Genomic DNA, 15,878 nt, shown 5'->3' with positions numbered 1-15,878 from the left:
TCTTCGTTCGACTTGCATGTGTTAAGCACGCCGCCAGCGTTCGTCCTGAGCCAGGATCAAACTCTCCAAGATATCTTGAAGCTATTTGAATAGCTCATTCGTTTTGTTGTCGCTACATTGAAGTAGCTTTGAATTATGGTTGGTTTTGACTATGTCAAAACCCGCACTCTGGCATATGTTCAATCATATGATTGATTACCTATCATTGTTCAGTTTTCAAAGATCTGTTACGTTAGTTCTGCGCCCTAACGACTTGTATAGTATATCAATCTAACCTTAAATCGTCAACCTCTTTTCCAAAGATTTTTTCAACCGATTTTTGATTAAATTTATACTCACAATCATAACCAAAATCTCTAAAAATAGAGATAGAAAACTCACAAACCGAAGTTTGTGAGTTTTAATTTGGTGACTCACCCGCGACTCGAACGCGGGACACCCTGATTAAAAGTCAGGTGCTCTGCCAACTGAGCTAGTGAGTCATGTTGGCAGGGGTGGCTGGGATCGAACCAGCGCATAACGGAGTCAAAGTCCGTTGCCTTACCACTTGGCGACACCCCTACAGTGATTACGATGTGTAGGTTATGGGGTGAGTAGTGGGGATCGAACCCACGCGTAACGGAGCCACAATCCGCCGTGTTAACCGCTTCACCATACCCACCACCTTGTAGGTATCGAAGACATTGTCTTCGTAACAAAGAGAATTATATCTTTTCTAGAGATTTGTGTCAACACCTTTTTCTCAATTTCATTAATTTTTACAAACGAAACTTTTAATTGTGTTATCTCTAATATAAGCCCTTTAATCCCCATATAAATAAGGAAGCACTATCGGAAACTTTCGTTTCACAAATGGTGCTTCCCCATTATACATATTATTTACTTAGTTGGCAAATAATTTTTTACAAAATTTGGCAATGCAAATGCAGCTTTTTGAATATCCGCATTATAATACTTAGTTTCAAAGTTTTGTTCACGGTTTGGAGTCCATGTTAGAGGATCAAATGTTTTGGAACCCAATGTAAAACAATGCATTCCTGCAGGATAGATTGGAATAAAAGCTGTATATAAGCGAGCAATTGGGAAATGGCTATTAACGTAACCAAAAACTTTTTCCACTAATGGTTTATGTAACATCGGAGATTCTGTTTGTTGTACAAACAAGCCATCAGCTTTCAAAGCTTTTAATGTATTCTTATAGAATTCTTCTGTAAATAAGCCTTCACCAGGACCGATTGGATCGGAACAATCCACGATAATTACATCATAGTAATCTTCTGCTTCTGCCATGAAACCAATACCATCACCAATTTTTACAGTCAATTTAGGGTGGTTTTCAATCATAGCTTTAGCAATAGTTGGTAGATATTGTTTTGCCAACTCTACAACCTTACCATCGATTTCAACCATTGTTACTTCTTTTACACAATCATGACGTACACATTCTCTAGCTACGCCACCATCACCACCACCGATAATCAAGACACGTTCAGGATTAGGATGTAAGAACAAAGGGATATGGCTCATCATTTCATGATAGATAAACTCTTCACGCTCAGATGTTTGAAAAACGCCATCTAAAGCGAGCATCATACCATACTCTTTTGATTTAAAAACTTCAATTTTTTGAAACTCAGATTCCCCAGAGTAAAGCACTTCTTCCGCTTCAGCGCTTAGACGTAAGTGAGGTGTTTGTTCCTCAGTAATCCATTGACTCATGTAGTACCTCCTACTATTTATACTACAATACGCATCGCAAATCACTGCGATGCGTATATATATTACTTTAATTACCCTGTTACTTACTCTTTGCGACTAATGTAACAGAATCCACCGCCTAAAATAGTGTCTTTCATCCAATTCGCCAAAGAAAAATCACGAATTTCACCTTCATCAAAGATGCCACAGCGGATATCATCACCGTCCATAAACATCTTGTGAATCGGAACCCAATGCCATGTATAAAGAGCCTTTTCTTTTCCTTTATGACGATTCAAAAATGCTACAGGCACATCTTGTTCCAAGGCATCATGAATAAATTGAGCTGCAGCCTCCACCTCTACGCGTGATGCACAGAAAGGAGATACATTTAGCATATGCACATCATAAGACAAACCTTCGTCCTCTAATAAACGAACAAGGCCTCGTTCCATCCATTGAGTTTTATAAACACCGCCACCAAAGCGTGGTTTTACATATTTCCAAACTAAGTTCATCCGTTCTAAAGCAAGCGTTTGGTCGGATGTGGTTTCTAGATCTAATAAGCCATCCCTAAATAGCGAATAGCCCAATACTTGTGATGCCGATGTAGGCCCACAACCAGACAAGCGTTGCCACTCATCAGTGAACCACTCTTGGTCATACCCATATGATGTTTTACCATTTACATCGATATATAGCCATTCTGGATGTTTAATAGATACTTCATTCATGAGATTAACCTTCGATTACTTCTACAGTTTCCATGATAGCACCTTGTTGGATACCATCAACTACATCCATACCTTCAATGACTTTACCAAATACGGTATGTACACCATCTAAATGAGGTTGTGGCTCATATACAATAAAGAACTGACTACCACCAGTATTAGGGCCACGGTGAGCCATAGATAAAGCACCGCGCTCATGTTTATGCGGATTGCCAACTAATTCATCTTTAATTGTATAACCAGGACCACCTGTACCGTTGCCATTAGGACAACCACCTTGTGCTACGAAACCAGGAATTACACGGTGAAAACGAAGACCATTGTAGAAGCCTTTGTTAATCAAGTCGATAAAGTTTTGTACTGTGCCAGGCGCTTCTTTTTCAAATAATTCAATTACGATATCGCCGCCGTCAGCCATATGGATTTTCGCTTTTTTCATTGTTCAGGTACCTCCAAAATTGTACGCAACACATGTGCTGCTAATATAAAACCTGCCATGGGTGGCACAAAACTACATGTCCCAGGACTTGTGGCATCACCACGGAACTGTGGTTTTTTCGGTTTTTCAGTAGAAAATAAAACTAATTGTTTTTTTATACCCCGTTTTTTGAGTTCCCGACGCATAACGCGTGCCAAAGGACATGTATGAGACTTATTGATATCTGCAATCATAAGTTTTTCTGGGTAAAAGCGATTACCTCCGCCCATACAAGAAATAACAGGGATGCTTTCACGTTGACAAACCTCAATGATATTAAGTTTCGCCGTTACCATATCGATGGCGTCAATAACATAATCAACGTTCAAGCTTTGAATAAATCCAGGATAGTTTTCCTCAGTATACATAATATCATGAGTTTCTATCACCACATCAGGATTGATAGAAAGAGCTCGCGCCTTTGCTACCTCTACCTTACGTTCCCCAATCGTATTATGAGTCGTAATCATTTGACGGTTCAAATTGCTAGGCGCTATGGAATCTCCATCGATAATGACGATGCGACCTACACCAGCTCGCACCAATGCCTCAAGGGCACCACCACCTACGCCACCTACACCAAAGAGCGCGATAGACGTGTCTCTTAATGTTTGGATTTTATCAGGACCAACCAACCACTCTAAACGGGTTAACATATATTCCATTAATATTTCCCCGCCGGAATGATTTCTGTCCAATATCCATCTGGATCTGCTATGAAATAAATACCCATATCAGCATTCTCATAAGCAACAACGCCCATTTCTTTATGCTTTTTAAGAGCCGCTTCATAGTCATCTACATAGAATGCCAAGTGGAATTCATTATCCCCCAAATTATAAGGACGATCCCAGTCACGCAACCATGTAAGTTCTAATTCATGTGCTGTATAAGGACTTTTTAAATACACGAGGGTAAAAGCACCGCTTGGGTCTTCCAAACGACGAGACTCCTCGAGCAATAACGCCTCTTTATAGAATGCTAGACTTTTATCAAGGTCTTTAACATTTATATTATTATGAGCAAACGAAAACTTCATAGAACCCCCTTCGTAAATACAGGATGTTTTTGTAGGAATTCTCCTCTTTTTATAGTAACACATTTGGCAAATCTATATCTAGTTTATGATATCTAGTTAACAACAAATTTTGCCGTACTACCGTCGTCACCTCGAGTCACTTCTAAATGAGCAGGTATACGAGACTTTAACTCAGGTACATGAGAAATGATGCTGATGAGACGTCCTGACGATTGCAACTGTAACAATGTTTCCATGGCGAGTTCCAACGTATCTGGATCGAGTGTACCAAAACCTTCATCAATAAACATCGTATCCATATGGATGCCACCAGCATAGCTTTGGATAACATCCGCTAATCCCAAGGCAAGCGCCATAGAGGCCAAGAATGTTTCACCACCAGATAAGGTATTTGCTGGTCTAGATTGGCCTGTAAAAGCATCCATAACCGCCAAGTCGAGGCCTTGCTTGCCACGACCACCACCTGTATAGTCGGATCTTTCCAAAGAATATCTGTTGCGACTCATCTTTTGAAGTCGTAAATTAGCAGCATATACAACCTCATCTAAAATCGCCCCCAGTACATAGCGTTCAAAGGTAACATTTTTAAAGCCTTGCTCCCCACCATTAGCGAGATCATTTAATCGGCTTAAGAACTTCACCTTTTCACGAGCCTCACCCATAGCAGCTTCAAGTTCTTCTAATGAGTTGAGCGTAGTTTCAATATGCTTTGTTTCTTTATCCCATGCCGCTAAATTACCTACTAGTGTATCCCGATGCTCTACTGCTGTAGAATAAATTTCATCAGTAATAATATCACTTGGCTTAACCACAGTTTCTGTGGCTTTTAATGCCGCATCATATACAGCTTGTGCTTTATTAAAGGCTTCAGTCAAAACGTTCAGCTGTGTTCTATAGATCTCTATCTCTTTAATCTCACGTAAAGACTCTACAAAATCATTCTCTGTTAAAGAAATGGATTGTAATGACTTTGTATAATTCTTATACATCAAAATAAGATTTTTTGTTTCTTCTTTTACTTGAGAGGACAAAGTTTCTAAGCGTCCGCGTTTGGCATTCAATTGTTCTCGAGCAGTATCTAAATTAGTTTTGCTAACTTTCACCTGCTCATCGTAGAGTGTAATATCACTATCCAATGACTCTAGCTGTTTTTGCCATGCATCTATATCCGCGGTTGGTAAGGTTTTAGATAGAGCATCAATATTAGCTTGTACTGAGCTAATGCGAATCTCCAAGTCGTGTAGATTTTTAAGTAATTCATTATGGGCAAGCTCTAAAGTTGCCAACTTATCTCTAGCTACTTTTAACTTGTGCTCATTGTCAGCTATAGTGTTACTTAACAATTCAGACTTATCACGTAAAACTATGAGTTGATCCATTTTAGCTAATAAATCTTGTTGAACAGATATAGCGCTCTCCTCAGAAAAAGCGTCCATAGATAACTTTAGCGTAGAAACTTGCGCGGCTACTTGCTTAGTTAACTCATCAAGACGAGTAACTAAGGTTTTCTGTTGTCCCACTTCGCTAGCTTGCTTTTGCAGTGCCACGTCACGGGTTTTGCGAGCCTCTTCAATTTCATCCTTAGTCGGATACATCTCCGGCTTAGCAGCTAACCGTGGATGATCTGTAGAGCCACAAACCGGACAAGGCTCATTATCTACAACTAAATGAACTAGCTCAAAGGCACGTCCTTCTTGCATTAGATGCTCTAATCGTTCAAGATGTACCTTTGCAACCTGCAAGGTTTCATCTAAAGACGCTAACGTTTGACCTTTATCGTCGATTTCTTTTTGTACCTTATTAATTTCTTCTAGCAATTCAGAATATCTATATAAATCATTTAGTTGCCCTTGAATAACAGTAGTATTCTCTAAAAATTTATTATTATCTTGTAACTGTTTACGCAAAGCTTCTAAGTCGTTTTCTAAAGTCTTTACAAGCTTCCGTTGTTTAGCTAAGGCATCTTCGCTTTTTTTACTATCTAATTCTTCTAAATTACTCTGTAATGTGGACAATTCCTTTTTCAATACATCTAATTCATTAAACTTCTCTGCTTGTTGTTGAAATTGAGCCAAAGTAGTTCTTTTATCTTGTATACTTTCAGCTCGACCTTCTAAGTCACTGTATAAGTCTAAACATTTAGCCTCATGTTGAGTTGCTAGTTCTACATGTTCTTTCGCATCTGAAAGGGCCTGTTCTAAAGTTCTTAATACAGCTTGTTTCTCAATATATTGTTTATATAATTCATGAGTTGGTGCCAAAGAGTTAAGGAACTGAACCTTTTCGCTTAGATTTACACGCTCAGTTTCCCTTGCTTTCACGAGTTCAAGTTTCGAAGTAGCCTCAGCAAAAGATTGTTGAGCCTGATTATATAAAGACCATTGATTTCGGAGCACATTAAACTGTTCTACCACGGTTACTGCCTCATCTCGTTCTACAGCGAGAGCATCTCGATGTGGGCCCCGATTCGCTAGTAACTCACGCACATGCTCAATGGTTACCATTGGAGTCGCTCCATCATGAGGGATAGACTGCATAAATACAGTTTGCTTAGTTAGATTTTCTTCAATACCTGCCTTTGCTTCATCATAGGCAGCCTTTAGTGTTTCTTGTAATTTTCGATATAGCTCCGTTTTAAAGAGTGTATGTAGTAATTCCTCACGTTCACTCGTAGAGGCAACTAGCAACTTTCGGAATTCCCCTTGAGGTAATAGCACAACTTGTAAGAACTGATCCTTGCGAAAGCCTATAATTTGCTGAATGGTATCGCGAATGGCGGCAGCCGAGGTAGCAATAACCTTCCACTCACCATCTTTCTTTTCATATACAGTAGCGCTAGCATTCTGCTCACGCATCCCTGTACCACGTTTCTTTGCTACCATCTGTTTCGGTAACCGTTCAACACGATATTGTGCATCGCCAATAGCAAAGGAGAAATCGACACGAGTCATACGATGAGGTTCTGCAAAGTCACTGCGAATAGCATCTGTTTTACGGACTTCTCCACTCGGCTCACCATACAAGGCATACACCATGGCATCTAAGATTGATGTTTTCCCTGCCCCCGTAGGGCCAGCAATAAGAAACATGGAATGGTCTTGGAGCTCGTTAAAGTCCAATGTCACCGAATCACGATACGGACCAAAGGCTTCTATAGTTAATAATATAGGCTTCATTTAGTCCTCCTTAAGAATTCGGTCCCATACAGAGTTGATATATTGCTGTTCTTGCTCTGTTAAAGGTTCCTTCCACACAGTTTCTGCAAATTGATTAAATAATTGACGCTCATTTAATTCTTTAAAAACCGCATCGCCCATCTCTGCTATTGGTCCTGCCACGCGACCAACTAAATCAATGGTCATACAACGATGATAAACCTGTCGCAATTTAGCCATCCCATCCATAATCGGCATCGTATCAAGTAAACGAGCTTGCACATAATCATCCCTATGTTTAGCCTGTAATACTTTATCATTTAACAGGTCTTCAAAATATCCTTCCAAAATGACTACGTCTCGCTTCGCCTCTACAGGAATCGTGTTAATTTCTACGCTTCCCTTTGTATCCATATCAATGATGGTGAAAGACTTCTTCTGCATATGTTCATCAAAGGAATATTTTAATGGAGATCCACTATAGCGAATATGATCAGCTCCCATTCGCTGAGGCCCATGCAAATGTCCCAAAGCAGTATAGTGAAAATCTTTAAAGACTTGAGGATTTACCTGTTCACTACCACCTACAGACAAGGTACGCTCTGAGCCCCCTACTTCACCTCCCATAACAAAGGCATGGCTAATGGCGATACTGCACATCCCCTTAGGTACTTGTTTATACAGGTAATTACTCCAAGCCTGATACATTTGGTCATAATTATGCAGGTTCAAAGCGCTTTCACAATTTTGTTCATAACACGGTGTTACTATGTCAGCAATTTCAGTATCGGTAGTTTCTGTATTAGTAGACTCTACATCAGCAAATAAAGCCTCTCCTATGCGCCGGGGTTCACTAAAAGGCATAGGACAAATTGCCACCTTGCCATCTGTCCCTTCAAATTCAAAAGGTTTTAAAGCGTGATGAGGAGAACCCCAAATATGAATACCCGATTGTCCCAACATGGAGCGCCCCACTTCAAGACGTTCCGCCCCATCATGATTACCGCTCACCACAAAGAGAGGCACCTTGTAGTCCATAGCGAGACGAGTAATTATGGAGTCCCACAGTTCGATAGCTTCAATGGGTGGCACCGCTCTATCAAAAATATCCCCTGCGAGCAATATGCCATCGATATTTTCATCTTTCAAAATAGTAAAAAACTGATGTTCCAACACATGAGCTTGGTCTTCTGTTAAGTACTGGCCATAAAAAATACGCCCTAAATGCCAATCGGCAGTATGTAAAAAACGCATTTCGTCCCCCCTTTCCAGTTCTTCCTACACCTTACACAATGTATGTATTCAAATGCAAAAACAAACGCTTAATCCCATAACTTTATGGAAGTTCAATAACGTTATATAGCTTTAATAGCATTAATAGTTTTAATAGTTTTAATAGTTTTAATAACTTTATGTGTTTGCAATAACTAGTATAGCATTAAGTATTCTACATATTTATTATATAACTAAATTAACATCTGTAATTTAATTATTTATTCTCTACGATAGAGCGCAACATAGCAATTTCTTTTGCGTATCCGTCTAATTCATTTGGCGTTTCCAAATAGAATGGCAGGTTCGTTAATTTAGGATGCGTTACAACGCGAGCAATAGCATCGATACCAATATGTCCTTCCCCAATTTTTTCATGACGATCTTTATGGGCACCCATAGGGTTTTTAGAGTCATTTAAATGAATGGCTTTCAAACGATCAAGACCTACAATTCGATTGAATTCGTCAATAACGCCATCAAGATTGTTTACGATGTCATAACCACCTTCATGAATGTGGCAAGTATCAACGCACACCCCCATGTACTCTTTTAGCTTTACGCCATCGATAATGCGCGCAATTTCTTCAAAACGGGAACCAATTTCTGTACCTTTACCAGCCATTACTTCCAAAAGGACTGTTGTCTTCATGCCTGGGAATAAGATTTCATTCAAGCACTCTACAATGTATTCAATACCTTGATCTACGCCTTGTTTCACATGGCTACCTGGGTGAAAGTTATACATTTGACCTGGCAAATATTCCATACGCTCTAAATCTTCCATCATAGATTGCTTCGCAAAAGCGCGTAAATCCTCTTTAGCGGCACATGGGTTATAGGTATACGGTGCATGTGCTAACAAGGTACCAAAGTTGTGTTCTTTCATATATGCGCTAAGGTTATTCATATCCTCAACATCGAGTGCTCGCATGCCCCCTCCACGAGGGTTACGCGTAAAGTATTGGAAGGTATTGCCCCCAATTTTAGTAGCTTCCTTGCCCATATGTAAATAACCTTTGCTAATTGATAAGTGACTGCCTATTACAAACATAATACTCCTTTATATATGATTATACGATTTCTACAATTTTATAATTAGAAAATGCTTAACTCTAATATCTATTGTATTATGCTTATATCTATTTATAGCTATTCTATAACACTAATAGATATAAGATACAAGATATACAATAACTAATATAACCCCTGCCGTGAAGGAGCCCTTCAACAACAGGGGTTATCTATTAATGACTTTCTTTTTTTGCGCACTCAGGGCAAACACCTTCGAAGGTAATATGTTGACCTGTGATTTGATATTCGCTACCTTGATCAGCAATCGTTTTGATAGCTTTCAAATCAATGCCCATCATATCCTCTACCTTATTACAACGGATGCAACGGATATGGGAATGAGCTTGTGTATCCCAATCGTAATGAGCGCGCTCATCACCAACTTCTAGAATTTTAACAAGACCGATTTTTTCAAAAATCTCCATCGTCTTGTACACTGTAGCCAAGCTCATGCTTGGATGTTCTGGGCGCAACGTATGATACAACATTTCAGCGGTTGGATGATCATGATGACCACGCAAAGCATCATAAATCGCAATACGCTGTGGGGTTACTTTAAACCCCTGGCTACGCAAAATTTGTGCGATATCCATAATAATCTACCTTTCTCCACTTGGAAATCTATTAGGCATAGGCCATTATCGACCGTTTACAAGAAATAATTATTATTTATTATACCAAAATTCTCAATACTTATCAAGATAAATAGTATTAACTATTAAGTAATAAAAAATGTGGATTGCTAAAAGCAATCCACATCCTATTAGTCTTTAAAATAAGGTTTAAAACCTTCACTTTGATGACGAGTTTTTTTATCTCCACGTGGACGATCAGATTTGCGATCATCTCTGCGGCGGTCACCTTTACGGTCATTGCGACGATCACTTCTACGATCATCGCGACTGCGACGTGGACGGTCGTCACGACGACGGTCACCATCTCTACGACGATCACCATCACGACGGCGACGATCACTACGACCACTTTCACGACGACGGCGTACGCGCAATGGTTTTTCCTCTGTAATATTTACAGGAGTAGTATCTGGTTCTTTTGTTAACAATTTAAGAGCTGCCGCCAAAAGTGTTACGGAATCTGTATCATTCAACAATTCCTCAGCACTAGATTTGAAAGGCGCCAATGCTTCTAGATTATCTGTCATTTCAACGAGGCTTTCAATTGCCAAACGTTGTTGACCTTCAAGAACTTCACCTAATGAAGGTGCACGACGACGTGCAATTTTACGTTTTGTTAAACGCTCGATAGCATGTAAATGCTCCATTTCACGAGGGATAACGAACGTGAAAGCTTGACCTGCTTTACCGGCACGACCTGTACGACCTACGCGGTGTGTGTAGCTTTCAGGATCTTGAGGCATATCATAATTATATACATGAGACACGCCAGAAATATCAAGACCACGAGCTGCCACATCTGTAGCCACGAGAATATCAATGGTACCTTCGCGGAATTGGCGAATTACGCTGTCTCGCTTTTGTTGAGACAAGTCGCCATGGATGCCTTCCGCCATGTAACCACGTTTCTTAAGACCTTCTGTCACTTCATCAACACGACGTTTTGTACGTGTAAAGATAATAGCCAGTTCAGGTGTTTGGATATCAAACAAACGGCAAAGAACATCGAATTTTTGACGGTCTTGCACTTCGATATAGTATTGTTCGATCAAGTCCATCGTAACTTGAGTCGGTTTCATGCGAATCAATGTTGGCTCTGTCAAATATGTTTCAGCTAATTGTTGGATAGCCTTAGGCATAGTTGCAGAGAACAACAATGTTTGATGGTCTTCTGGGATAGCACCCAAGATTTTATTGATATCATCAACAAAGCCCATATTTAACATTTCGTCGGCTTCGTCCAATACCACAACTTTCACATGGTCAAATTTAATAGAACCACGATCCATATGATCCATCAATCGGCCAGGAGTGGCAACGATGATTTGAGGATTCTTTTTCAAGGCACGGAACTGACGATTAATATCTTGACCGCCGTAGATTGGCAATGCTGTGATATTCGTGTACTGAGCCATTTTGTTAAGCTCTTCAGCTACTTGAATAGCTAATTCTCGTGTAGGGGATAAAATAACTACTTGAACGTGACGCTCATTCCCGTCTACGCGTTCCAATACAGGCAAGCCAAATGCTGCTGTCTTACCAGTACCTGTTTGAGCTTGGCCGATTATGTCTTTACCGCTCATGGCTACTGGGATAGCTTCCTGTTGAATTGGCGTAGGCTCTTCAAAGCCCATATCGTTTAACGCTCTTAGAACAGGTTCGCTAATCATTAATTGTTCAAATTTTTCTAACATCTAAATGTGTTTCCTCCTATCGCGCACGAACTATGCGCATTTAAATAGTATATCATATTTTGAAAGTGAGCGCTATAAGAGTTATTTTGAATCTAAACTAAATCTGTTTTCTTCTCGTCCAAAAACGTTCCATTAAAACGATTCCACCTGATACACATAGCAAAACAATATAGGATAAATTAATAGGAGTATACAAGCATTCAACAAGAACAACCCATATAATTAATAGTAATTTAGAAATCCATTTCGTTCTTATTTTATCAACGATCATAAATATAGATAAATTGATAATTATTTTAATAATTATCGCAGAGATGATAACTATTGATGTAAATTCTTCTCTATAATCCGTCAGTTCATATAAGGGATATAATAAATAACTTAATAAAACGCTAAGTATTATTAAAAACCAAATATTTAATCCCTTTAAAAGTTTAGATTTACTATAATAAAATACTCCAACAAAAAGAAAGAGTAAAACACTAAGCAATATTCCTATAATTAATAGATAATCAAAATGAATCATAGTTTATCCTGTCCTTTGACCATTTTCTAAATAGAATTTCTTGTAAATCATTTATGTTTAACATTTTACTTATTTGAAACAGATCCATGAAATGCTCCTCAACTATACTTTACGGATAAGTTTATTACGTCTTACTTTCATTCAGTACATATACGCTTCACTATGTATGTATTCTATTTACTTAAGTATTGCTGTAGGGTTTGATTTTCTAACGGCCCTAATTGTAAAGCCTTCCGATTTTTAATTGCATCAATGGTTAATGCTTCAAAGGTAACTTTATCAAAATCAGAAAACTCGTTAAAGGAGTTAAACACTATGAATCGTTGATTTATTAAATTAGGTAATACCGTTAAATCTTTCGTCCTTACTTTATTTAACTCATTTCGTGCATAAGATTCATATCTCTCATCTCCTGAATTATTCTTGCTAAACCGACCTATATCGAGATTATCAGAATAATAGCTATATATAGCTTTCTGAGAGAAATCAATTTTAGTCAATTTTCCGAATTCAAAATTATAATAAGCATTATTTCTTAAAATATGCTCACTACCATACTTACCAATAATATGCCCTGTAGAAAGATCTACTATATCATTATGCTTAATCAAGTCTTCCTTTCTGTACGATACATAGAAAGGTAACTTTATAGGATGTCCAGCATGTGAACCTGTATATCGTTTCTCGCTATCAAAAAAGATTTCATTCCATATATCTCTATCACTTTCATCAAGACTAGAAATATTAGGGTATAACTCATCAAGACTCACATTAAATTGTGTTTCTTTAACATCTTTCCGAGGAATGAAAGTATTATATTTATTAAGATCTTTATTCCAAGCATCTAACAAACTTATATTTTCATCAAAAATACCAATACCGTCTAAAGTTATATAATAGAGTTTATTATCTACCTCATGAACAGCAACTACATTATCAGCAATCTTACGATTTTCGTTGCCATAATATAATCCACTCTCTTGAAGTTCACTTAAATAAATCAAACTATTTTTAAAGTCACCACCTGCCAGGAGATATATCAATACTCCCAATATGAGGATATAAATCAGTATTAATAAGCCGATGATATAACCAAGCCATTTAATTACTCTCTTTAAATTCATAATAGCCCTCTCTAAGCAACACATTCTCATATGGCTACAATTATAACATACCCTATACTTTTACATATAATAGACTATTGTTAAGTACAAAAAAGGCGCCTCTTTCGGGCTGCTTCTTTATTATGGTTTATTGAGAGTTGTGTGGTATTAATCAGCTATATAAGTAAACATTTAATTTAGATATAATATAATCAAAATAGTGTACTCCAAAATGTACTCCAAAATTCTGCCAATAAATTAAACAATGTCTGTTAAGCAATTACGATTTACTAAACTTCCTAAAGTAGTATAAAAGGAATATACAATGAAACCTTTTACCCTAAAACGATTTATATTATTGCCACTGATTATACTATCCCTCATACTAACAACGGGTTGTCATCTTCTCTCACATTATAGTGAAGATGAGGTACAACAATATATAAATGAGGATTATCCTAATCTAACATATCACTTGGAGTCTCATAGAAACAATAGATGGCAAGTCACCTTTGACAAATATCCACAAATGCCCGTTGAAATATCTGAAGTCTTGCACACCTCTGCACCTGTTGTACCACAAGTGGAGCGAATACTGATAACCAACATCCCGTTAATAACTGCATTCCCATTAATGAAAAACTATATAACAGAAGAGGAGTTATCCTATGCTACATTCGATACATCTTCTTTGTATATTGAAATGCCTATTCCCTATTCGGCCATACAAAACCAAGATGTAACAAATTTTTACAATCGAATGGATCAATTCTGCAAAGAATATGCAACAACATATCCAGACTTCAAAGAAGATATATATATTAGAATTATTATAAAACCTTCTGATGGTTCTAATGCACCAGAGGCGTATAGAAAAATATTCCGTTTATCTCAATATTAATAAAGAGGCACCTCTTTCAAGGTGCCTCTTTGTTATAGTTCATCGGAGAAGTTTATATGTTATTAATCTAAGTCGTAGAACCCAGATGGTTTATCACTCAAGTTTACGATGATGTTTTTCATTTGAGTGTAGTGCTCAAGGATAACTTTATGAGTTTCACGACCGATACCGGATTGTTTATAGCCGCCAAATGGAGCGCCTGCAGGGATTGAGTTGTATGTATTTACCCACATACGCCCTGTTTCGATACCGCGAGCTACGCGGATAGCACGGTTGATGTTTTGAGTAAATACGCCACCGCCAAGGCCGTATAAGCTGTCATTTGCTTGTTCAATAACTTCTTCTTCGCTGTGGAATTTGATGACAACAGCTACAGGGCCGAAGATTTCTTCGCGAGCTACACGCATATCATTTGTAGCATCTACAATAAGTGTAGGTCTTACAAAGCAACCTTTACCAAGTTCGCCATCAGTAACACGTACACCACCGGCTACAATGCGAGCTCCTTCTTCTTTTGCAAGGTCTACATAACTCAATACTTTATTAACTTGGTCTTCGTAAATCAAGGAGCCAAGTTGAGTAGATGAATCCCAAGGCAAACCAACTTTCACCTTATCGAATAGTGCAGCAAGTTCAGCTACGAATTTATCGTAAATTGTATCTTGTACGAAGATACGGGAACCAGCGCAGCATACTTGACCTTGGTTAAAAAGAATACCGAGCATTGCCCCGTCAAGAGCTTGTTTCCAGTTCGCATCTTCAAAGAAGATATTCGCAGATTTACCACCTAATTCCAATGTGGCAGGAATCAAGCGTTCAGATGCTGCTTTATATACATCTAGACCTACCTCTGTAGAGCCTGTGAAAGCAAGTTTGCTAAAACCAGGATGATCAAGGATATATTGACCGGATTTAGAACCTTTACCAGTTACGATGTTTACAACACCTGGTGGCAAGATTTCTTTCAAAATATCGCCAAGTTCTAATAAGCTAAGAGATGTGTGGCTAGAAGGTTTGATAACAACTGTACAGCCTGCTGCAAGAGCTGGAGCCAATTTCCAAGCGGCCATTAGGAATGGGAAGTTCCAAGGCACAACTTGACCTACAACGCCAATCGGTTCACGAACGATGAGACTCAATGTATTTTCGTCAAATACTTGTGCAGAGCCTTCTTCGGAACGAAGCACGCCTGCAAAGTAACGGAAATGGTCCGCCCCAAGTGGAATATCCACGTTCAATGTTTCACGGATTGGCTTACCATTGTCGTATGTTTCAACTTGTGCCAAATGTTCTTTGTGAGTATCGATAGCATCCGCAATTTTCAATAAATAATCAGCACGTTCTACTTGAGAAACGTTTTTCCACGTTTTGAAAGCTTCTGTTGCAGCCTCTACAGCTTTATCAACATCGCCATATGTAGCCTCTGCACAGATAGCGAGTTGTTCGCCATTAGCAGGGTTATATACTTTAAATTCAGCACCGTCAGATGCCTTTACCCATTCATTATTAATTAAAAGTCCATATCTTTCTTTAAGGTTCAAGCTCATTGCATTACCTCCTCTTTAGGAA

General features: G+C 38.5%; 13 protein-coding genes, 3 tRNA genes and 1 rRNA gene. 1 reads left to right on the top strand and 16 read right to left on the bottom strand.

What is annotated here, in order from left to right:
• The 15 genes from KH286_RS08230 to KH286_RS08160 all read right to left on the bottom strand — a co-directional run.
• Window positions 1-72, bottom strand: a 16S ribosomal RNA gene (locus tag KH286_RS08230); the annotation flags it as partial.
• A gap of 334 nt (window positions 73-406) precedes the next feature.
• Window positions 407-482, bottom strand: a tRNA-Lys gene (locus KH286_RS08225).
• 4 nt (window positions 483-486) lie between these two features.
• Window positions 487-561, bottom strand: a tRNA-Gln gene (locus KH286_RS08220).
• Between the two features lie 24 nt (window positions 562-585).
• Window positions 586-661 (bottom strand) — tRNA-His (locus KH286_RS08215).
• A 218-nt stretch (window positions 662-879) separates the two neighbouring features.
• Window positions 880-1,719, bottom strand: coding sequence for a polyamine aminopropyltransferase (gene speE, locus KH286_RS08210; RefSeq protein WP_008715076.1), 840 nt, complete (start codon window positions 1,717-1,719; stop codon window positions 880-882).
• Window positions 1,720-1,802: 83 nt separating this feature from the next.
• Complete coding sequence (locus KH286_RS08205; protein ID WP_008715074.1) at window positions 1,803-2,432, bottom strand: hypothetical protein; 630 nt, start codon at window positions 2,430-2,432, stop codon at window positions 1,803-1,805.
• Between the two features lie 4 nt (window positions 2,433-2,436).
• The gene (locus KH286_RS08200; RefSeq protein ID WP_004695336.1) at window positions 2,437-2,871 is read right to left on the bottom strand and encodes a peptidylprolyl isomerase; all 435 of its coding nucleotides are present in this window, start codon (window positions 2,869-2,871) and stop codon (window positions 2,437-2,439) included.
• Complete coding sequence (locus KH286_RS08195) at window positions 2,868-3,575, bottom strand: tRNA threonylcarbamoyladenosine dehydratase (RefSeq protein WP_195394831.1); 708 nt, start codon at window positions 3,573-3,575, stop codon at window positions 2,868-2,870. The genes KH286_RS08200 and KH286_RS08195 overlap by 4 nt, the downstream gene beginning before the upstream one ends.
• The gene (locus KH286_RS08190) at window positions 3,575-3,949 is read right to left on the bottom strand and encodes a VOC family protein (RefSeq protein WP_004695332.1); all 375 of its coding nucleotides are present in this window, start codon (window positions 3,947-3,949) and stop codon (window positions 3,575-3,577) included. Before KH286_RS08190 ends, KH286_RS08195 begins: the two co-directional genes overlap by 1 nt.
• 92 nt (window positions 3,950-4,041) lie before the next feature.
• Window positions 4,042-7,125 (bottom strand): AAA family ATPase, encoded by a 3,084-nt coding sequence (locus KH286_RS08185; protein WP_278617823.1) that lies wholly within the window; start codon window positions 7,123-7,125, stop codon window positions 4,042-4,044.
• The gene (locus KH286_RS08180) at window positions 7,126-8,358 is read right to left on the bottom strand and encodes an exonuclease SbcCD subunit D (protein WP_278617822.1); all 1,233 of its coding nucleotides are present in this window, start codon (window positions 8,356-8,358) and stop codon (window positions 7,126-7,128) included.
• Window positions 8,359-8,593: 235 nt separating this feature from the next.
• On the bottom strand, window positions 8,594-9,430 hold the full coding sequence (locus KH286_RS08175) for a deoxyribonuclease IV (RefSeq protein WP_278617821.1): 837 nt from the start codon (window positions 9,428-9,430) through the stop codon (window positions 8,594-8,596).
• A gap of 193 nt (window positions 9,431-9,623) precedes the next feature.
• A complete protein-coding gene (locus tag KH286_RS08170; protein WP_004695325.1) occupies window positions 9,624-10,043 on the bottom strand; it encodes a Fur family transcriptional regulator in 420 nt (139 codons plus the stop codon).
• Between the two features lie 170 nt (window positions 10,044-10,213).
• Window positions 10,214-11,779 carry a DEAD/DEAH box helicase gene (locus tag KH286_RS08165; protein WP_278617820.1) on the bottom strand — a complete coding sequence of 522 codons (1,566 nt, stop codon included), beginning with the start codon at window positions 11,777-11,779 and terminating at the stop codon, window positions 10,214-10,216.
• Window positions 11,780-12,478: 699 nt separating this feature from the next.
• On the bottom strand, window positions 12,479-13,429 hold the full coding sequence (locus KH286_RS08160) for a hypothetical protein (protein WP_278617819.1): 951 nt from the start codon (window positions 13,427-13,429) through the stop codon (window positions 12,479-12,481).
• 304 nt (window positions 13,430-13,733) lie between these two features.
• On the opposite strand from KH286_RS08160, the gene KH286_RS08155 reads away from it, so the two are divergent.
• Window positions 13,734-14,309, top strand: coding sequence for a hypothetical protein (locus KH286_RS08155; RefSeq protein WP_278617818.1), 576 nt, complete (start codon window positions 13,734-13,736; stop codon window positions 14,307-14,309).
• Window positions 14,310-14,371: 62 nt separating this feature from the next.
• Here the strand turns inward: KH286_RS08155 and KH286_RS08150 are convergent, their stop codons facing one another.
• On the bottom strand, window positions 14,372-15,856 hold the full coding sequence (locus KH286_RS08150; protein WP_004696787.1) for an aldehyde dehydrogenase family protein: 1,485 nt from the start codon (window positions 15,854-15,856) through the stop codon (window positions 14,372-14,374).
• Window positions 15,857-15,878: the final 22 nt, after the last annotated feature.

It is taken from the genome of Veillonella parvula, assembly GCF_018378075.1.
Taxonomy (GTDB): domain Bacteria; phylum Bacillota; class Negativicutes; order Veillonellales; family Veillonellaceae; genus Veillonella; species Veillonella parvula_K.
This window is presented reverse-complemented; position numbering and strand designations above follow the sequence as displayed.